This window comes from Nostoc sp., assembly GCF_036917515.1.
In the GTDB taxonomy this organism is placed as follows: Bacteria; Cyanobacteriota; Cyanobacteriia; order Cyanobacteriales; family Nostocaceae; genus Nostoc.
On record NZ_JBALDE010000156.1, the window covers coordinates 55,378 to 76,613 of the forward strand.

Below are 21,236 nucleotides of genomic sequence, written 5' to 3' on the forward strand. Positions count from 1 at the left end.
CATCATTACATAACGAATTCAACAGCTTATCCATCTTTTCGGGCAACGTGAACAGCAGAAAGAAACGAGAGGTTTACACTGTCTCCAAAGTTCCTCAGCTTTTCCCGCAATTCTGCAAATAGCAACTCCTTCGCCTTTGGCTCCAGTGTACTCATGGTAGTTAATAGCTTAAAGAAGTCATCGATGCTGTACGTCACCTCACACGCGATTTGCTCAGTTACCAACTCCTTAAAATAACCAGAGTCTAGAATGTCTTGCTCAAACCCTCTCAAAATTTCCGTTTGAGTTTGTGCACCTTCATACCGGACAAGTGAGGGAGCATAAACTTGATATACTTCCTCGATCGCTTGGTAAACTTCATATTTCAGTTCAGGTCTCAGATTCCATAGCAGGATGAGAAACCCATTGTCGCGTAATGCCTTCGCTGCCTTGGCATACCGAATTTCTGACGGTATCCAGTGAAAGGCATTAGCAGATAGAACGGCATTGAACTGTTTTGCTTCCAGTTCCCACTCCTCAAATGAGGTGTTGTGGATTGCAACGTTTGGATAGGTTGCACAGTGGCGTTGTGCCAAACGACAAAAATCCTGGTTTGGCTCAATACACGTCATTGAAAAACCAAATTGAGCAAAAGCTACTGTCGCATTTCCTGGACCACAACCGACCTCAAGAATCGATGCATCTGAGTCAAGTTGGGCTAAAACGACAGACCGCTCGATTAATTCCTTTGGATATTGTGGTCTGGCGTTGTAATAAATATCAGCTACGGGAGAATACCAATTCCTTCGCTGTTCTAAATCTATAGAAGCTCTGGCATTTATTTCTTGTTTAGAGTCTTGCATAAGCTAGTACCGCTGCGCGGAAGTCAAAAGTCAAAAGTCAAAAGTCAAAAGTATTGTATTCCGGGCTTTCGCGTCATTTTAAATGGTATGTTTATTTACGCCGTGTTGTACTAGTTTTATCAGCTTTTGAGTCTAACTTCATTTTATTTAGTCTCGTGGATCAAAGACCAATTCAATATCGATTGTAACAATACTGTTTGCAAGATCCTCAAAAGATTGGGATCGCCTTGTCGTGGGTTTAGTCTTACATCCGCTCCTTTAGCAAACTCCCCATTCTCCAAGCTAAGTATTCAACCGAATTAAATATTATCTGTTGCTTCAATCAAAGCACTGGAAATTCCTGGTTCGCTCATCGAATGTCCGGCATCAGGAACCACTATAAATTCGGCTTCTGGCCAAGCTCGATGTAATTCCCAAGCTGATATCATTGGGCAGACTACATCATAACGTCCCTGAACAATTACAGCCGGAATATGGCGGATGTGGTCTACATTTAAGAGTAATTGCTCCTCTGTTTCCAAAAATCCCTTATTCATAAAGTAATGGCATTCAATCCGAGCGAAAGCGGAAGCAAATTCACTCTCGCCAAACTTTTGCATCAGTTCTGGGTCTAAGAAAAGTCTACTGGTACTAGCTTCCCAAATTGACCAAGCACGCGCTGCTGTTAATTGAATTTCTAAATCTGGATTGGTCAAACGTTTGTAATATGCTGCGATCAGATCGTTACGTTCATCTATGGGAATTGGTTTGAGATATTCTTCCCAAGCATCAGGAAAAATATAGCTAGCACCCTCTTGATAAAACCATCGCAACTCTTTTTGCCTCAGCATGAAGATCCCACGCAGAATTAATCCTGTGCATCGAGAGGGATGGGTTTGACTGTAGGCTAATGATAAAGTGCTACCCCAACTACCACCAAAAACCGCCCACTTTTCTATACCTAAATGTTGGCGCAGTTTTTCAATATCACTGACTAAATCCCAAGTGGTGTTTTCTCGTAATTCGGCATGGGGAGTACTTTGACCACAACCGCGCTGGTCAAACATGACTAATCGCCATTTTTCTGGATGGAAATATTGCCGATAAAAAGCTGGACATCCACCACCAGGGCCCCCATGCAGCAAAACGATGGGTTGACCTTGGGGGTTTCCTGACTCTTCAAAATGGATAGTATGAAGGTCGGAAACTTGTAAACTACCTTCTAAGTAAGGCTCGATCGCTGGGTAAAGTTCTCGCATTTTGCATATTTTATCAGTAATGTTGTCATGGCGATCGCTATATTTTGGTAAAACAACTTCAATCTCTTCATGTCAGGTGATTGAGTAATACACTAACTTTGATATTGTGATCGCGATCGGCTTCTGTAAAATGTGGGTTTTAACCGCCCTTTCATCTAAAAATTGCTTCACTGACATTCTCGACTGAGTACCAACCGTCCATCAGCAAGTCGATAAAGCCCTTGTGGTTCAACTATTGCATCGCCTTTTTTCCAAGTCTGCGATGTTGGTTCAACATTACGCACTTCACCTGTAGAATAGATTGAAATTAATCCATCCCCCGGACTATTACGTAAAGCACCAGAACCTGTGATGAAGAATGTACCATTTTGCTTGGAACTGCGGGAAATGCAACTATTGGCGATGAGTGCATTGGTGTCGATGACGTTCGGGGGTAATCCGGTGAAGCTGTTTAGAATGTAACTGGTATCAGGTGCGTTAATATTTGTTGTACCTGAAACGCCTAATTCAGAACTTGCAGTAATATCGCTTTTTTCGGTTGGCTTTGAACGCGTTTCGATACCGAAGATACCTTGCGAGTTAATTTGGACTCTTCCACCGGAACCAGTGTATGCGTTGGCGCTGATGTCGCTATTTTCTTCAGGGCTGGCGACGATAAATTTTGAGTCTATATTGATGTTACCGCCATCGCCACCTGATTTGGCTAACCCCGCAGTTGTGCTGATATTGCTGTTACGACGCAATAGTAATAAATCTGTAGCGGTTAAACTAATATTTCCACCATCACCAGAGTTAGTTACAGCAGCAATAATTCCTTTATTATCTAGTTGTACAGTACCTGAATTAATGTTAATATTCCCAGCAATTCCATCTCCCTGACTACTAGCAGATAAAGCTGCACCATTGAGAGATAAATCACGGGCTATAACGTTAATATTGCCGCCTTCACCTTTACCTGTGAATCCTGCATCTACTCCGACTATGCTAAAGATGCCAGTGTCAAAGTTAGATCCATCGAGAGTTGTCCCCTGAAGAGAGAATTTACCCCCAGCATTAACGGTAACGTTACCTGCATTTCCTTGCCCAAATGTCGCAGCATTGATGCTAGCACCATTTGTGATAGAAATGTTGCCAGTGGCATTAATTAGCACATTTCCAGCATCGCCTCTACCAACAGTAGTAGAATTTAGAACAGTACCATCGGATAAAGAAAAATTACGCCCCTGAATTTCAATATCTCCACCCTTACCTACTGCATTTAGGTAAAGAATGGAGGACAAAGCGCTTTTTCCCGATATAGAAACATCACCACCTGCTCGAATTGCAATTTTACCAGCATTTCCATCAGTGGCAATCAATGTTGCTATATTACTACTATCTTTGATAGTTGTGTCAGCCAATGTGGTTATAAAGACGTTACCCGCGTTGCCTTTACCATTAGACAATGTAAACAAATTAGCAGCATCAGATAGCTCTAAACTACGGGCTACAATCTCAATATCACCACTGTTACCTACACCGGTTTCCAACACGCCGCTAGATATTCCGCTACTAAGTCTTTCACTACGTCCAGAAATTGTTACAGGACCACCTGCTTGAATTTTAATATTCCCACCATTACCTTCGCCCGATGTACCATTACTCAGAGAAGAACCATCTGTGAAGGAAGTATTCTCTTTTGTATTGATTGAGATATTACCAGCATTACCTTTACCACCAAGATTGCTGTTAAAAATGGCAGATTCTCCGTCTAAAGAAAAAGACTTGGCAAAGATATCAATATTTCCGGCATTACCTACACCTGTTTTAGAAATAGCACTACTTATATTACTGCTATTGGCAAGAGAAACTGTGTCTGTTGCTTGGATTGATATATTACCAGCGTTTCCTTTGCCAAAAGTGGTTGCAAAGAAATAAGAACCATTATTTAAAGAAAGTTTTCCTGTTTGGATATCAATATCTCCACCATTACCTCCTAGTTCTGAAGTTGCACTACTAAAATTTGCTTGATTATTCAAAGATAAAGTATCATCAACTTTAATGGAAATAGTGCCAGCATTTCCCTGCCCAACAGTAAAGGCGTTAATAGAAGCATTATCTAATGATAAATCTCTAGCTTGAATGTTGATAGTACCACTGTTACCCCTTGCTTTATCGATAACAGCAGTACTAATTTGAGTGAAACCAATATTATTAGTATCGCTGAGAGAAATTTTCTCTGCGGCTTGAATAAAAATATTACCTGCATCACCCAGCCCAAGGGTATCAGCACTTATTTGACCTTTATTGTTTAAGAATAATTCTCTGGTATTAATGCGGATATCTCCACCTTTACCTACACCATTTAAATTTATATCACTACTAATATTACTGGGTAACTTTACTTCTCCGAATTGTTGAGTAAAAATCTTAGTAAAACCTTCTATATTAATATTTCCACGGGCATTAATGGTGATATTACCTGCGTTACCTATTCCATTTGTACCTGTATCAATACTTGCACCATTTGCCAACGACAGCAAGCCAGTTGTTGTGACTTCTATATTTCCCCCATTACCAACACCTCCAGCTATCACATCACTTCTGATACCAGCAGTCGAATCGCCTACTATCCCATCTAGCTTAATTGTGTCGCGGGCATTAACAAATATATTACCTGCATCACCTTTACCAGAAACGGCGGTAGATATTTGTGAACCACCCAATAATGAGAGGGTTCCAGTATTAACCCGGATATTTCCACCTTTACCTACACCATCAGCAAACACCTGGCTGCTAATATCACTATTACTATCAAAAGTAATATCATTAGCACCAATCGTAATATTTCCCCCATCGCCTTTACTATGGGTACTGCTGCTAATAAATGCCCCATTTGTTGATTGGAGAGAACCCGTTTTTATCTGAATATCTCCAGCTTTACCTGTACCTTCTGAGTTGACGATACTAGTAATACGGCTATAAATTCGACCAGGTTTGCCGTCGCTTAAAGTAGTATCTATAAAACCATCTAAACTGATGGCATCACGAGCATTGATATTGATACTACCAGCATTTCCTTGTCCGAAGGTTTGGGTGTTGAGTTCGGAACCTTGCGCTAGAGAGAGAGAACCTGTTTGAATGTTAATACTACCACCATTACCTACACTCCCTTCTTCCGCAGAACTATAAATATCACTACTATCTGTAAGCGCAATATTATCTTTAGCTAGGATGGAAACTCTACCAGAATTCCCTTGCCCAAAAGTACTGGCATCTAGAAATGAATCATTACTTAAATTCAGGGAACCTGTAGTTATATTAATATCACCAGATTTACCAACAGCATCTTTTCGCAATGTGTTAGAAATAAAGCTGGCGTTAGTGAGATTTATGGCTCCTGTAGCGTTAATTTCAATATTACCACCTTGACTATTTGGTGTTCCTAGACCTATGTCTCTACCTGCTCTAAGTTTACTTTCCCCTGCTAAATTTACATCACGAGCGTGAATTTTGATATTTCCGCCATTCGCACCTCTAACATTAACTTCTGCGGCGTTATTTAAAGAAACATTTGCTCGTTCTACACCTTCAGGTACTGCCAAACTGATATTATCACCTGCGATATTTAATCCCACATTTCCTGGTGCAGCCAAACCTGCTAACTCAATATTCCCTTCATAAGTGCGAATACTTCCACCATCAATATTGATATTTCCACCGACAAACAGCAAACTTTTAGCATCTGCTACTCTTAAACCTGTGACATCTTCAGCAAGAAGATTTTTACCAGCATCTGCTTGCGATTGATTGGTAATTCCTGCATTCGCTTGGATTTGATTAAACAACAACGCCGAAGGATTAATCGTCAATAATGGTGCTGCTTGGGGATTCGTCGCGCTAAAAACCCCCTGATTTCCAAACTGAATTCCGTTCGCTGTTGTGCCCACAAACGAACCCTGCACATCTAAACTGGCATTTTTACCAAATAAAATGCCATTGGGATTGAGCAAAAACAAATTCGCACCACCTAATACCCCCAATCTCCCAAAAATATTCGATGAGTTACTACCAGTAACGCGAGAAAAGATATTGGTTATTCCCTCTGGATTGGCGAAATAAACACCTTGACCCTCACCTACGTTAAAATCTTGAAAACTATGAAATAGGTTCGTGCCACGAGCCGCACCGCCCTCGATGCGGTCATTACTTGTATTAATAGGAATGACTTGCGATCGCTCTTTTCCCAAGCTGTTATCGGGAGTTAACTGAGCAAAAGCAGGATAAATAGAAACTGCAATACCTCCCACGCATCCCAGCCATCCTGTGACAGCAAACCACAAAGTTTTCATTGTTTCTATTCTCCGTACTCTTTCTATATTCTTTCGCTGGCAATTTTCTGGAGATATTCAATTCGTTGCTGAATCTTTTTTTTATCTACGTTATCACCGATAAGCATTTCGGACTGTGCAAGTTCTTTAACTAAAGTTGCCCCAGTTTGCCCCAGTTTCCCATTACCAGTTGTTTTTAATGCTTCTTCTAGGGCTTCATACCACAGATCGTTTTCAGCATAATAATTTATGCTTTCTGGAATGCTAGTAAATCGATTTTTAGCGAGTGATTGAGGATTGATAACGGTAAATTCTGCACGTCTAATAATCGTGTCGTTTTCGCAGTCAATTGTAATTTGCCATAAATATGTTTTACCTACTGTGAGTTCGGGGTATTCGAGGGGAAGTTTTAGTTTGTTAATCCCGACTGTTGTGTGTATTTCTTTAACTTCCCCAATTTTTTTAACGCTATTAGCTGAATCAAATTCATACAGTTGGAATCGCGCATTTTGGGAACTTGACATATACCAAGCTAACATTGGACGTTTAGAAGCAGTTTTACCGATAAATGTCTGAGGTGCAAGCTGTGTCAGTGGTATCCCACTAGGTGAACATCCACTACGCGAACCACCCGAACGGGTATTGTCGCTGGCTGGTTTGCGATCGCGTGGTTTAAACTGAGCAAATGCTGGGACTGCGGTTATCAGGAAAACTGCTCCTACAACCAAGCTTGTAAGTCTATGCTTATTTTGCCAAAATACTAAATGTTGATGACTCATGGTAAATGCTGTTGATAGTATGCTTATCTAAAAGTTTTGGAAAATTCAGAATTCTGGCAATTAACGCCTTTATTTTTTCTTAAAATTCCTTCATAGGTGTCCAACTAAGTTCGCATATAGTTCCACGTGGAGAAAGCGATTCACGGCGAAACTCTCCTCCTAATTGTTTAGCAAGTATTTTCAAATGTTTTGTGCCTTTATTTTCTAGTTTTGATTTAATGCCCGAACCGTTATCTTTCACAGATAAATTGTATTTATTTGTTGTACTATAAACACCCGATGCTTGAACGCGCTTAACTCCTTGAGCGTGTTTACCTACATTACATAGAGCTTCTTCCAAAAACAGACATATTCCCCGTTTGTGTTCTATAGTTAAATATTTATCATCAATTGGTTCAAAATTGCGAATTTTAACTTTTAATGTTTTAAAATATTCAAAATCTTTACGTTCTAATGTACTTGAATAAACTTCATATAATAAATCGTGCAAAGGTCGTTTCAATTCAAGTATTAATCCGCTACCTAAACGCAAACTCTCTTCTGTGGTTAATGCTTCGAGTTTGATAAATTCGCCAAGTTCCCGAATTTCGCGATCGAGTTTTTCAAATTGCCCAACCAGTTGTTCGTAGGGGATATCATTAGCACGCAGATGCTTTAATCCATAAGCAAGAGTTTGCAAAGGGCCATTATGAATTACGGTAAAAGTATGTTGAATTGTGTTTTGACGTTCGTTAATTTGCGATCGCAAAAATTTATCATGCTGGTAAAACGCAAAAGCACTCAAGCCAAGCCCATTTACACCTAAGATCAGCAAACTAGGTGCTACCGGAATCCATATACCCCACACCCACAGCATCACATACCCACAGATAAACAGACTAACTCCTGCTACACCAACACTAAGTAGATTTGTCCAAACAGATTGAGTAAGCCGTCCGATAACAATCGGCAGAAAACCCCAAATAAAGATCCATACGTACTCTTCTATATCTCCCCAACTATGCAACATTGGGCGATTGTCAATTAAATTACTAAGAATTTGACTGATCGCATGAGCGTGATATTCAATGCCATAAATTTGACCGTTTAATTCTGAGGTTGACAATGCAGATGTATAAAAAATATCGCCAGTACTCGTGTTGCGGTTGCCAACTAATACAATGCGATCGCGCAACAACTCTGCATCTACTTTTCCATTTAAAATGTCGCGTAGCGAGACAACATGAAAAGGCTTGGAAGTATTGCGGAAATTCATTAAAATTGACAATCCACCATCATCAACATTAACGTACCCGCCAAAATTATGGGTGATTCGAGGTAATTCAATCCCTTGAAATCTGATTGTATTCGGGTCATTTTTTCCTGTTTCCAATTCAATTCCTTTCGCCTGGAAGTATTTAATAACTAACCGCAGTGCTAAAGAATATTTATCCTCGTTGATATTGTCAGAATTATTAGGGTCTGTTGTAAATAACAAATAACGTCGATTTTTGCTATCTTCATCATTAGGTAAATCGACAAACCCAACTCGTTCAGGTGGCAAATTCTGGGGTGGAGAAGTTGCTTCAGGTGGTAATATTTTTTGAATCCCAATAATATTAGTATTTTGCTGCAATATCTGCGCGAGTTGTTTACCACCAGGTTCAACAGGAACGTTTTTGAAGATATCCAGTCCAATAGCTAGCGGTTTATAAGTTTCCAGCTTGGTGAGTAACTCTGCAATCTTCTCATCTGGAATAGGATATTGCTTAACCGATTTAATATCCTTTTCATCGATACCTACAATTACTACACGTTCATCAAGTTTTTCTACCGGACGCAGACATAACATCTGATCAAAAAGCATCCATTCCCAAGATTGCATTCCTCCAGTTATACGTATCAATATCGCTATAAATAGTACCACGATTCCAGGAGGTGCAGCCTGTAACCACAATCCAAATTCTTGGCGAATGCAATTCCAGATTCTCCTGCTCATATCATGTCTAGATAATTAGTTATAATTCCCACAGTCATTGCACCCCCACACGCCAGATGCTTCACTTGATAAGACAAAGCGTAGCTTTGATTCTTTGGGGTTCTTCGAGTTTAATAAGTAATCAAACGGACATAATCTCATCTCGCTTTTTCCCGAATTAAATTTCCCCGGATTAATCAATTAAACCTTCATCACGGGAACGAATTTCAGTTTGAATTCGCATATTCTTACCACTTTGCTTGCAGTCTTCAGGATACACTCCTAACACGTCCTGAATCTTTGTCCAATAAGTACGTACTGCCCGTTCTGATTTATACATTCGCTCGGCGATCGCTTTATCTGTCAAACTCTCTTCAAAAGCCAACCGCAACACCTCCAACCATTCTGGTTTGAGTTCGATTCCTGTTTTGATATCTTTGGTGTGAGTTGCACCATGAAGGGCCAAATTAACCCGCATTAGCATTTCATCTTCGGGTAATCCTTTATCTGCGATTGCAAATCCAGCTTGATGATTATCAATCTCGTGTTTGATCCGAATTAACGCCTTCACATAACTAGTTTGCACCATAAAATTCTGATGGGGATATTCTTGGAGCAAAGTTTGCAACAGCTTAATTCCAGTATCAATTTCTGCTGTCTCTCCTTGGCAATTGGGAATTGATAAATCCATCACAATCAGGTCAAAGTGTTGATATTGAAGTTGGGAAAGTGTCTCTTTTGCCGTCTGAGCCTTAGCGATCGCAGCTTTGGGATACTGTCTACTTAAGACATCGAGCGTACCAGTTAAAATTAATTGGTGGTCATCTACAACAAGAATACCCAGTTTTTTTTCCACTGGCAAATATCCAAAAACTTGATGTTCTTTTAAATTTATTCCTACCATATTTTCATCCAAATTCAAAGTTTCTTTAAGCTTTCTAAAAATTTTCTTCGTCTTTGACGTTTAGCTTGAGAGTCATATCTTGCATCTTTTAGCCCTAACTCATTGAAGTATGCGCTTATTTTAATTGGAGATGAATTTTCGAGCTATACAGAAAAGTGCAAATCTAAAGGTGCGATCTGATTTCAGATTCGGAATCATAACTAATTAGCCCTCATCCTAAATCCCTCTTCCAAACTTGGGAGAGAGACTTTAAAATTGGCTCCCCTTCTCCCAGAATTGGGAGAAGGGGTTGGGGGATGTAGCAAGATACCGCAGTGTGGGCAAATTTTACATTTACGATTTACGCAAGAGGTTTTATTTTTTCACCTCGGAACTGGTACTTGATTAATTACCGACGCAATTACCGCATCCATTTGTAAACCATCCAGCATCGCTTCTGGTTTCAAGATGAGACGATGACGTAGCAACGGTGATGCAACTGCTTTGACATCATCTGGTGTTACAAAATCCCTTCCTGCTAACCACGCTAGGGCTTGAGATGTCTGCAACCAAGCACCGGTAGCGCGGGGTGATGCACCCAAAGTCAAATCAGGATATTGACGCGATATTGTCACCAACGCCAACAAATAATCAACGATCGCTTCTGATACTTTAACTTCTTTGACTGCTTGTCGTGCTTGCAAAATGTCGGCTACTGTTGCGATTGGTTTCAAACGACTAATATCTAAACGTCGTGCTGCAAAACCCGCCTGACGATTGAGTAACATTTGTTTTTCAGCAGCTTGATTGGGGTAATCTACCACCAGCTTAAATAAAAATCTGTCTAATTGCGCCTCTGGTAAAGGATAAGTTCCCTCAAATTCCAGGGGATTTTGCGTTGCAATTACCCAAAATAAATCTGGTAAAGGCAAACTTTCACCATCCAGCGTTACCTGCATCTCTTCCATCGCTTCTAGCAGCGCTGCTTGTGTCTTGGGTGGAGTACGGTTGATTTCATCCGCTAGCAATACTTCAGTAAATATTGGCCCTTTTTTCAAAGTGAAATTGCGGCTATTCAAGTCAAAAATATTTGTACCAGTAATATCTGAAGGTAAAACATCAGGTGTTAATTGAATCCGGCGAAACTCCCCTTGAATTAACTGCGCTAACACTTTTACTAGTAGGGTTTTTCCAGTTCCCGGTACTCCTTCTAAAATTACGTGCCCACCCGCTAACAGTGCTACTAAAAGTTGCTGTATTAAGCTAGATTGTCCGACAATTACTTGATTAAGACCTTGACCAAGACGAATTAAGATAGGATGTGTTTCACTCATATTTTTTATTAATAAATAACCAACCCAGAAATACTATGAATAATTCCAAAAAATTAATTTTTAATTTTTAATTTTTAATTTTTAATTTCCCTAATGGTTTGCCATTTCCCCAACCAGCTTAACAGGTCTCGTTTACTGATGGGTTGTTTGCGAGATTGTAGCTTTAAAACTGCATCTAGTTCTGCTGCACTTGCGCCTGTTTTTTCCATCCAGAAGTTGATCAAGGCTTGACGTTCTAAAAGTACTTGTCCTAATCCCAACACTTTTTGGAGTTGTAGCTGTTCTTGTTTACCCACCATTTCAACAACAAAGTCGGTGGTATCAGCTTTCTGTAACACCCCGGCTAAAGCTTGGATGTATGCTTCGCTATTATCTACAACTGATGTATCTAAAGCTACTGGCTTACCAAAGCGGCGATTCTGTGCCCAAACTAACACTAATAGCAGGATACCTACCTGAATCAATATCGGAAATAAAGGAGTTTTGGCAATAAAACTAGATAAATCTCCTTCGCTTTCTTTCTTCCTGACATCAGCATCTTTATAGCCATGAATGTATTCATCAACAAAGACTGTGTTACTTTTTTTAGTAACCAAACTAGCTAAATACTTGAAATTACTTAAATAATCTTGGTAGGCATTGGCAGCTAAATAAGGAGTAGTAGAAAAAATCACCTTTCCTTTTTTGTAATTTTCTTTCCAAACAACAGCACCGAAGCGATCGCCTAAATTAACTTGCTGGGAATTAGCTTTCTTATTTCGTCTACATGTATCAATTTTAATATCACCTTCAGGAGATTTTTGCATAGTGCTAAACTCCGCTTCTGTAACCCGCGCCCTCGCACCCAAAATTACCAAAGTATTCCCTTTTTCTACCCATTCCCGCTCTTGACTATTCAGTGTGGTTTCCCTGGGATAGCCGCCTACCTGTAGGAGTGTAATTGGGCTGTTCTCTGACTGAATATCACTAAAAGGCTTTTGCCAGCGCTTAACAGAAATTCCTTGTTGTTGCATAAAAGCATACCAAGCACCATAACCATCGGAGGCGCGGTTATAAGTAGAGCCAGCATTAAGTTTAGTAGTATTGGGAGCCACGAACAAACTAAGTAAAACGATCGCAGCGAGTGCGATCGCTCCCATCCAAGCAAGGCGATTTGGACGTTTCATTTTCGACTTTTATTGCCTTTAAATATCACTAGTGTTAATACTTACTTATTTTTCAGGCAAAGTCAAAAATATAATTAACTTTAGCAATACCTTTAGCAATTTACGAGGATCGGTCAAGTTTAGCTGAGATGACCACCAAGATTTCTCTTTCAGCCGTTCCAACAGCTTATGTCGATATTGATTGATGTGGAGTGCTAATGTCGATTTAACTAAATGGACTTTATTAAACTAAGTATCAAGTTAGACATATTTGCCGAGGCTATTTAATTAAAAAAAGCGAAGCTAGGGAATTGTGCAATCGCACTTGGGACGGCAGAAGAATTATCGTCATTAGTCATTTGTGTTTCTAAGCACAAAAGACAACCCTCTTTGGAGACGCTGCGCGAATACTAGTTAATGTGCAATGTTCTTTGCGTAACAGCTGACTCAGGTAAAGTCAAAATATACCTGCTTTAGTTTCTCAACGCGATCGCCTGTTTGATGAATGCTTCTAAATTTTGGGTAGCGGTGGGATTGTCAAACAGAACGTTGCTTGAGAGTTTTAGGGCTTCACGAACTGAGTATCGCCAATCAATATCTACGGCTAATCGCACTGCAATCTGAATATATTGCGAGATATCATCTGCAATTGTCTGTGTGACAGCGATCGCTTGCAAAAAACCATAAGAATGACGCCCCCGCATAAACTCACCAGGACAAGTGACAATTGGTAAATGACAGGCGATCGCATCCAGTGTTGTGTTACCACCTGCCCAGTCGAGGGTATCTAAATAAATGTCTGCCAAAGAAAGCAAGTCAAAATAATCATCACGTGGTAGCACAGGAGAGAATACACAATAGTCAAGACTATCTAATCCGACAGCTGCGAATACCCGTTTTAGACGTTCTTGAGAAATCCCAGAGCGAAGGAACATAAACTGAGCATTGGGAACTTGACGGGCAATTTCTGCATAAATGTAATCGTACTGTGGTAGATATTTATAAGCAGCTTGACTAGAGATGTAGACGATAGCATCTTCTCGTAATCCAAAAAATAATCGGCTGCGACTAACTGAGTCAACTTTGATCGTTGGATACGAAATCCCAACACCAGGCAAACGTACAAGGCTTTCGCTGTAGTGATATTGGCCATTCACAGGCTCCATCAGTTCGCTAGATAAAAAATAGTCAACGGTAGGTAATCCAGAAGTTACAGGTTGCCCCCAAGCCATACATTGAATCGGTGCTAAACGGAGTCCAGCAATACATAGTGTTGTGGCATCCATTCCTATTTCTGGAAAAATTAACACATCAAGGCGATCGTCAATAACTTGTTGACAAATCTGTTCTAAATTATTCGGCAAATGATAAAACTTTGTACTATAAGACTGAAATAATTGAGTAGCAGCATCAATTTGATGCCCTATGTGATATGAATAAATTTCAAACTTTTGATTATCTGCATATTTAAGCCAGTTTAAGAACAAAACTGTACCACTCCAGCTACATAAAAAATAGGAAAGATAGCCAATTTTAATTCTTCGATTGTTGCTAATAGAATAAATCGGATGGATCTGACTCCATTGCGGATAATTTGCCGTCATAATTTGGTGAACTAGCTGTCCATATTGCTGCTGTAATATCAGGTCATTTTTTGCCTGATATGCAAGAAAAAAATTTGTATGATGGCTGATTCCTCTGAAAGCTTTTTTATATTCATCCGGGCTATTCCTTGTTATTTCTTGAATCAATTTTTTTAGCCCATCTTGAAACCATGACCGATAGGTATCAATCTCTTGAAGAGTATGATAAGTTTCTGGAAGTATCAGATAGCTCAACATCTTAAATACGTAGTTTTCAGGAAACTTCTTTGTAACCTGTTGAGCAAAGTTACGAGCTTCCAGATAGTTCTGGCTTTGCTTTAGACGAATAATCAGCCAGTAATATAGTTCTTCTGTTTGAGGACAATTGCTAACACCATTTTGCAATGTTTTGATAGCTGCTGGCATCTGACCAGTTTTACACAAAACATCACTTAACTTCAGATAATAGTTAATCTGGTGCGGACAACTAGATAAATACTTGCTGTAATATGAGATAGCGTTTTCAGGCGATTCACTGTCTGCGAAATAATCACCCCATCTGTGCCAAGATTCTAGGCGAGCCGCTTCATAAATAGTTGGCTGTTCAATTTCTGACAAATCACATCTGGGAATTTGTGCAATTTCTGGCTGCTGGATAATGTATCGTTCTTCGTGATTAATTGGGATGCGAAAGTTAATTAATGATTTAATAATAGACCATTCTTCAGTAGTTAACTGACCCGTAACCCCTACATTCAGGTCTTCCGAGACAGACTCTTGCAAACTAAGTTTTAGAACTGTCTCAAAAAGTAATGAGTTAGCATTATCTTGTAGTTCATCTGATAAACTTTGACTATAAATTAGCAGTGTTATATCTTGTCTAGCTGGATGTGTGAAAAGAGTTCTAAGAACATTTGTCAAGTCTTCTGCGAGCGCACTTTCTAAATTAGACCAGTCAGGAAAAATAATCAAATTAATATCTCTTAATTCATTAATTAACATAGCGTTGCAATTAACTAATGATCTGATCGCTTATTAAACTCGAAAAAACACCAAAAAGCCAACAGCATCCTCAGCAACTCAAAAAAAATTTTGTACTGACTTAGTCTAGTGTAACTGAAGATACTTAATTGATATAGATAACTATGAAATTCACTTGTACTATCGCTAATCGAAAGAACCTAAAGAATTCCTGTAATTTAATGTACACATAAGTTACAAATTTGATTTCTGTAAGTAGGGGAATTTGTGCATCTGGTTGCATTATCGCTTATGTTTTAAAGGAAAAGCTTGTTTGTGCTATTTGAGCGATGTTGTAAGCTGATGTGTGTCTAGATTATACATTGCAATTGTTAAGACTGTCATGCAGTCAATGGTCATCTCTCCTTTTAAATACAAATGACTAATGACTTTTGACTAATGACAACCCTCTCCTGAAGGAGACACTGCGCGTAGCTTGCTTCCCCAGAGGGGTACACGAGTAAATATACAATTTAAATACGTAACAGCTTATGGACGAGAATGAAAAACGAATCCTTGACTCATGGCAGATGAATGCCAAATTATGGACACAAGCAATTCGTAATAAACAAATTGAAAGCCGTGCGATCGCCACAGATGCCGCTATAGTAAAAGCGATAACCCAACTTAATCCAAGAACATTCTTAGATATTGGATGCGGTGAGGGATGGTTGTCTCGACAGCTTTTTTCTTTAGGAATCGATGGCTGGGGTGTTGATTTTTGTGCCGATCTCATTGAGACAGCAAAGGATAGTGGTGATTCTCGCTTTCTTGTCTGTTCTTACTCGGATCTTGCATCACAAAGATTTAGCACCATTAACTATTTTTGTTGCTTTATCTGTAACTTTTCAATTCTAGGCGAATGCGCTCTTGATGAAATCGCCAAGGCAGGTCATAGCTTGTTAGAGTCCAAAGGCAAAATAATCATTCAAACACTTCATCCGATAATTGCTTGTGGTGACTCTCCATACTCCAATGGATGGCGCGAAACTTCATGGCAACCAAATGCAGAGCGACCATTTTACCCTACTCCTTGGTATTTCAGAACCCTGGAATCATGGATCGACGAATTCCATGCTTTGAATTACCGATTGCTAAATTTATATGAGCCATCCGATCCCAAGACAAACAAACCGATTTCCATTATTTTTGTCTTTGAACAGGAGTAAAGTATTAAGCACATTTTTTCGTTGATATTGTGCTTTTGTCAGCTTTGTCAACAGTGACTATTATATTAATGCAAATATACATCATAATTCATAAATAAAACACACTTTATACCTGGGTAACATAATTAGAAAGTTACTAACTACAATAAGCTAGACTGCTTAATCCGGGAGTATTTACTAAGTCAGTATTGACCATCCAACCATTACCAGATAATTCTCCAGGGAAACTTCTGGAAAGGTCGATTTCTACCCAAATGTAATTTTCAGATTTGTATGACTTAACGATATTACCTGTAACCAAGTTCACAAACACATTTGTGTTTGGATAAAGAGTTGTAATAAAAGGTTCTTTTGTACTTGGTTGGCGACGTAGAGTTTCCTGTCTGACAATTTTCCGACATACACTGCCAATAGTAGGTTTATTCCATAGGTTTTGAGCGTTATTATTCGTCTGACAAAATTTCAGCGCAGCAGTTTGAATAAATCCGGAAGTCGGAGATTTAATTCTGACAAATCTATCTCCGCTAACTGGTATATATGCTAAAGTAATCCTTGTGTTTGCTGACAATATTCTAATCGCGTTAGATGATGTTGAAGGTTCTTTGAAAATGGGAGTATTTACTTTAGTTGCACGACAATTCGACTGTGAAGAATTAAAGGGAGTCTGTGCGATTTGAGCAAATACAGGTACACTCACAGCAAACGTAGCAATCTTTACTAGAGTAAAAATATACAAAAACTTCTGAAATTCCACATTTTTTCCTCAATATCACTCATGAAAGACTATACATTAGATTCGGAATTTATAAACTCTGATGTGAAAAGAGCTACAAAAATTATTTTTAATTATTAGAACATCATATAATGATTTATTACTACTAATTACCAACTACGCACAATCTCTTAACTATGAATAAATTCAAGAATAGTGGAATAGAACAGTTTGTTAATACAGTGATGGGGGTAAAACTTAAGAATCAGCAGCAGTCTTCAAGTACATTAATACCTAATACAAATGAAATAGATATTAAAGCAATTGTAGTTTATACAATAGGAACTATCCTACAAATATTAGTGATGATTCTTGTGTTACTAGGAATGCAGAAATTAGTAATATTTGTTGAAGATAATTCTTTTCCTAGTTGGTTTAGTACTTTATTGACTGGATTATTCTTTGCTCTATTAAGTATCCGCTCGCGGATTTTTTCTCTTTTAGATAATACCCGTTCTCGTCAGACCTATGACCAGGTAATCAAACCAAGATGGTCTCCTCCACCTTTAGCATTTCCCATAGTTTGGATGATAATTGCTGTTTTGCGGGTGATTTCTTCTGTATTGGTTTGGCAGCAAATGAATCACCAGTTTTTAGTGTTACCTTTAATTTTATTTGTGGTACATTTGGCTTTAGGGGATACTTGGAATACGATTTTTACTGTAGAACGGAGATTAGGTGCTGCTGTACCTGTAGTTATTTTGGGCCCTTGGTTATCTACTGTAGTGGTGACGGCAATTTATTGGCAAAGTAATCCTGTAGCGGGAATGACTTTATCATTTTCTTGTGTGTGGTTAACTGTAGCTGCTGTATTGGTATTTAGAATTTGGCAATTAAATGGATCTGAGCCATTGTATCCTTTAAAACTAACACCTGTGGATAAATAAATACCCAAAATTAACCCTGACATGAAAGCTAGGACAAATATCACTTGACTTTTGATTACTGCATTCTATATCCATAAAAAACGGTAGAGCAATTAACAATTTACCGTTTTTTAAACTCTTTAATAGAATAGTGATCGCTCGGTAAATGTACTTCTGCTTGCAAATCCAAAGGTAAGCGTCGGGGTTGCTAGGACTCGACAATGGCAATATGTGGTAGGTTGCATCGCCTCTGGAGTGAGAAAAGTCTATTTCCCAGAGGGAAACTTTAGTTCAATGCCTAATTTGCTCCCTATTTCCATAGCATTTAAGTTGAATTTGGTTAATGTTGACAAAGGTTCTATTTTATTGCCTTTTCGACTTCTTCGCAAATTTTCACCCAAGCTTGGTTACGTTCTGCCTTATTTAAAGTGTCAAGAGGTTTATTTGGAGGGTGAGCAGCTTGGTATTTTTCGATGTCTGTTTTTCTGTATGAGCTTGCACTAATTGGAATCCAGATAATGGTTAATCCCTCTTCTTCGGCTGCGTTGAGTAAGGGGGGGAGTTCATGTTTGTCGATGAAATCAGAGCCTATAAAGTCAGGGCTGACTAGCAGGATAGCAACCTTAGCCGTGGCTAATGCTTTTTCAATCTCGGCTTTCCATTTTGCGCCTGGTTTGATTTTGGTGTCATCCCAAACGATGAAACATTCTGCACGAATATACGGTTTTAGTTGTTTTTGCAGTTCTGTTAGGTATTCTGCATCTTGATGACTGTAGCTAACAAATATTTGGTTTGTGATGCTTTCTGACATAATTGGTTCTTTAATGGGGGCTGGTTCAATAATTCCTTTGTCTATTTGTTGTCTTTGTCGAGTTCTTATATCTTCATACCCATCAAGTAGTTGACGCAAATCGAGTTTTAATTTTAGTTTGCCGATGGTGATTGTGCTTTCACCCATTGTCTCAAGTCCGAGAAGTTCTTGGTAGTCAAGGGGTGGATGTTTGGGATAGTTGGGGACGGGAACCCATTCGGTGATTTCGAGATTGGGAAGACTTTTGTGGATTTTTTGGAAGACATCGCGGAGAATGCCGAGAAATAAGCGGCGGGTTTCTTTACGTCCGCTAATGGTGATGAAGATTTTTTTGTCTTCGGGATCGGCTTTGATCCGAGCAATGTTGTAGATTTCGTTGTTTTCTTGATATTGCAGCATTACGCCACTGCGCCAATAGATTTGGTTATGAATTTTTTCGTGGCTGATGACGATGAAGCGGGAGATGATGCTTTCGGGGAGAACTTTGTAATGGTATTGAAATTCGAGGGTTTCGCCTTCTAGTTCTGTTTCGTCTGGTTGGTCTTTAGGCAAAAGTCCCGCAATCAGAAATTGTGGTGGGTAACATTCTAGTGCAAAGCCAAGCTCAAATTCTTTCATCAGCCCGATTAGATAACTGTGACGCTCGGTGGGATATCGCTCTGGATTAAGGATGCGGATGAGATCGTCGTAGCTGAAAATGCCTTTGGTTTTAGTTTTGAGGTTTTCATCGCTTAGGAGCGCGTAAATGCCTTCTGTCACCCAGTTGGGTTTGAGGACGTTGGTATCTTTGAGGATGGGATGATCGCGGAAGTTGAGAACTAAGCCGAGTCGATGCAGCAAGTCGATTAGTTGCTCTTGGTTTTGTTCTTCGGGAATCTCTTTTTGGTGGCAGATGCCGATGTAGTGGTTGTAGCTGATGAAGTCTTCAGTCATGGATTCGAGTTTTTGTTTAACCTCAAACCATGTCAGGGGTAAAAGGTCGTAGACTTCTTTGAGGTTGGCGATTTGCTGCAAAATGGCGGTGCGAAGTTCATCAATGCCGATATTGTCTTGGCAGGAGGTTTCGATAATCGCTTGGATGTTAGGATATTTTTCGCGTAATGCCTTGCGGTTGATGTCGAGAGGTTGTTCGTCCTTTTTGTTGCCAACGATAATCACGGGGGACTGTCCGCCGAAGCTTTCGATTAGTTTCAGCCAATATTCGATGCGGTTTTCTTCTTCGCTGGTGCGACAATTACAAACGAGGAGATAGAGGCTGCGCTTAGTCAGAAAAAACTGATGGGTGGCATGATAAATTTCCTGTCCGCCAAAGTCCCAAACATTGAGGCGGATGTATTTGCTATTAACCTGCACGTTCCAAGTTTCTACATTGAGTCCGTCGGTTTGGGATTGATTTTTGTCATATTTATTGCGGATTAGTCGCTCGATGAGAGATGTTTTGCCGACGTTACTTTGTCCGACGAGCAAGAGTTTGGCTTCGTGTAATGGTCGAGTTTCACTTGTGCTAATTTGCCGCAAGTAATTAAAAATCTCTTTTGTATTTCTTGAATTAAGAATTTCTAATGGAATATTGGTAATTTGGTTGTCACTGAGGTCAAGCTGCGTCAGATTGGTTAAATTAGCGAGCGCCTCTGGTATCTCGGTTATTTGGTTGTCACTGAGGTCAAGCTGCGTCAGATTGGTTAATTTAGCCAGCGCCTCTGGTATCTCGGTTATTTGGTTGTCACTGAGGTCAAGCTGCGTCAGATTGATTAATTTAGCGATTGCCTCTGGTATCTCGGTTATTTTGTTGTATCTGAGGTCAAGCTGCGTCAGATTGGTTAATTTAGCCAGCGCCTCTGGTATCTCGGTTATTTGGTTGTTATAGAGGACAAGTTGCGTCAGATTGGTTAATTTAGCCAGCGCCTCTGGTATCTCGGTTATTTGGTTGTTATAGAGGTCAAGCTGCGTCAGATTGGTTAATTTAGCCAGCGCCTCTGGTATCTCGGTTATTTGGTTGTTATAGAGGACAAGCTGCGTCAGATTGATTAATTTGGCCAGCGCCTCTGGTATCTCGGTTATTTTGTTGTAACTGAGGTCAAGCTGCGTCAGATTGGTTAATTTGGCCAGCGCCTCTGGTATCTCGGTTATTTTGTTGTTATAGAGGACAAGCTGCGTCAGATTGTTTAATTTAGCCAGTGCTTCTGGAATCTGGGTTATTTGGTTGTCAAAGAGATAAAGCTCCCTCAAATTGGTTAATTTAGCCAGCACCTCTGGTATCTCGGTTATTTTGTTGTCATTAAGGTCAAGCTGCGTCAGATTGGTTAATTTAGCCAGCGCCTCTGGTATCTCGGTTATTTTGTTGTCATTAAGGTCAAGCTGCGTCAGATTGGTTAATTTAGCCAGCGCCTCTGGAATCTGGGTTATTTGGTTGTCAAAGAGGTAAAGTTCCCTCAGATTGGTTAATTTAGCCAGCGCCTCTGGAATCTGGGTTATTTGGTTGTCAAAGAGGTAAAGTTCCCTCAGATTGGTTAATTTAGCCAGCGCC

General features: G+C 39.6%; 13 protein-coding genes. 2 read left to right on the plus strand and 11 right to left on the minus strand.

Features of this window, described 5'->3' with window-relative positions; genetic code table 11:
- Window positions 1–26: 26 nt before the first annotated feature.
- The 9 genes from V7K89_RS20420 to V7K89_RS20460 form a co-directional block, all read right to left on the minus strand.
- Window positions 27–842 (minus strand): class I SAM-dependent methyltransferase, encoded by an 816-nt coding sequence (locus V7K89_RS20420; RefSeq protein WP_335190294.1) that lies wholly within the window; start codon window positions 840–842, stop codon window positions 27–29.
- A 299-nt stretch (window positions 843–1,141) separates the two neighbouring features.
- Window positions 1,142–2,080 carry a prolyl aminopeptidase gene (pip, locus tag V7K89_RS20425; RefSeq protein WP_335190296.1) on the minus strand — a complete coding sequence of 313 codons (939 nt, stop codon included), beginning with the start codon at window positions 2,078–2,080 and terminating at the stop codon, window positions 1,142–1,144.
- A 167-nt stretch (window positions 2,081–2,247) separates the two neighbouring features.
- Complete coding sequence (locus V7K89_RS20430; protein WP_335190298.1) at window positions 2,248–6,411, minus strand: two-partner secretion domain-containing protein; 4,164 nt, start codon at window positions 6,409–6,411, stop codon at window positions 2,248–2,250.
- A 23-nt stretch (window positions 6,412–6,434) separates the two neighbouring features.
- A complete protein-coding gene (locus V7K89_RS20435; protein WP_335190301.1) occupies window positions 6,435–7,169 on the minus strand; it encodes a DUF928 domain-containing protein in 735 nt (244 codons plus the stop codon).
- A 79-nt stretch (window positions 7,170–7,248) separates the two neighbouring features.
- Window positions 7,249–9,147, minus strand: coding sequence for a sensor histidine kinase (locus V7K89_RS20440; RefSeq protein ID WP_335190303.1), 1,899 nt, complete (start codon window positions 9,145–9,147; stop codon window positions 7,249–7,251).
- A 172-nt stretch (window positions 9,148–9,319) separates the two neighbouring features.
- Entirely contained in the window at window positions 9,320–10,030 is a 711-nt protein-coding gene (locus V7K89_RS20445) for a response regulator transcription factor (RefSeq protein WP_335190305.1), read from the minus strand.
- A 362-nt stretch (window positions 10,031–10,392) separates the two neighbouring features.
- Complete coding sequence (locus V7K89_RS20450; RefSeq protein WP_335190307.1) at window positions 10,393–11,343, minus strand: AAA family ATPase; 951 nt, start codon at window positions 11,341–11,343, stop codon at window positions 10,393–10,395.
- Window positions 11,344–11,417: 74 nt separating this feature from the next.
- A complete protein-coding gene (locus tag V7K89_RS20455) occupies window positions 11,418–12,509 on the minus strand; it encodes a DUF4350 domain-containing protein (protein WP_335190309.1) in 1,092 nt (363 codons plus the stop codon).
- Window positions 12,510–12,961: 452 nt separating this feature from the next.
- On the minus strand, window positions 12,962–15,073 hold the full coding sequence (locus V7K89_RS20460; RefSeq protein WP_335190311.1) for an O-linked N-acetylglucosamine transferase, SPINDLY family protein: 2,112 nt from the start codon (window positions 15,071–15,073) through the stop codon (window positions 12,962–12,964).
- A 509-nt stretch (window positions 15,074–15,582) separates the two neighbouring features.
- On the opposite strand from V7K89_RS20460, the gene V7K89_RS20465 reads away from it, so the two are divergent.
- Window positions 15,583–16,260, plus strand: coding sequence for a class I SAM-dependent methyltransferase (locus V7K89_RS20465; RefSeq protein WP_335190313.1), 678 nt, complete (start codon window positions 15,583–15,585; stop codon window positions 16,258–16,260).
- A gap of 136 nt (window positions 16,261–16,396) precedes the next feature.
- Here V7K89_RS20465 and V7K89_RS20470 read toward each other — a convergent pair whose 3' ends face one another.
- Window positions 16,397–17,014, minus strand: coding sequence for a hypothetical protein (locus V7K89_RS20470; protein ID WP_335190315.1), 618 nt, complete (start codon window positions 17,012–17,014; stop codon window positions 16,397–16,399).
- Window positions 17,015–17,169: 155 nt separating this feature from the next.
- Between V7K89_RS20470 and V7K89_RS20475 the strand changes: the two genes are divergently transcribed.
- Window positions 17,170–17,919 carry a TspO/MBR family protein gene (locus tag V7K89_RS20475; protein ID WP_335190317.1) on the plus strand — a complete coding sequence of 250 codons (750 nt, stop codon included), beginning with the start codon at window positions 17,170–17,172 and terminating at the stop codon, window positions 17,917–17,919.
- A 337-nt stretch (window positions 17,920–18,256) separates the two neighbouring features.
- Here the strand turns inward: V7K89_RS20475 and V7K89_RS20480 are convergent.
- On the minus strand, window positions 18,257–21,236 hold a 2,980-nt coding region (locus V7K89_RS20480), incomplete at its 5' end, for a leucine-rich repeat protein (protein ID WP_335190319.1).

Coding starts and splice junctions, on each gene's coding strand:
- V7K89_RS20420 (WP_335190294.1), bottom strand. CDS start 842: ATGCAAGACTCTAAACAAGAAATAAATGCCAGAGCTTCTATAGATTTA.
- pip (WP_335190296.1), bottom strand. CDS start 2,080: ATGCGAGAACTTTACCCAGCGATCGAGCCTTACTTAGAAGGTAGTTTA.
- V7K89_RS20430 (WP_335190298.1), bottom strand. CDS start 6,411: ATGAAAACTTTGTGGTTTGCTGTCACAGGATGGCTGGGATGCGTGGGA.
- V7K89_RS20435 (WP_335190301.1), bottom strand. CDS start 7,169: ATGAGTCATCAACATTTAGTATTTTGGCAAAATAAGCATAGACTTACA.
- V7K89_RS20440 (WP_335190303.1), bottom strand. CDS start 9,147: ATGAGCAGGAGAATCTGGAATTGCATTCGCCAAGAATTTGGATTGTGG.
- V7K89_RS20445 (WP_335190305.1), bottom strand. CDS start 10,030: ATGGTAGGAATAAATTTAAAAGAACATCAAGTTTTTGGATATTTGCCA.
- V7K89_RS20450 (WP_335190307.1), bottom strand. CDS start 11,343: ATGAGTGAAACACATCCTATCTTAATTCGTCTTGGTCAAGGTCTTAAT.
- V7K89_RS20455 (WP_335190309.1), bottom strand. CDS start 12,509: ATGAAACGTCCAAATCGCCTTGCTTGGATGGGAGCGATCGCACTCGCT.
- V7K89_RS20460 (WP_335190311.1), bottom strand. CDS start 15,073: ATGTTAATTAATGAATTAAGAGATATTAATTTGATTATTTTTCCTGAC.
- V7K89_RS20465 (WP_335190313.1), top strand. CDS start 15,583: ATGGACGAGAATGAAAAACGAATCCTTGACTCATGGCAGATGAATGCC.
- V7K89_RS20475 (WP_335190317.1), top strand. CDS start 17,170: ATGAATAAATTCAAGAATAGTGGAATAGAACAGTTTGTTAATACAGTG.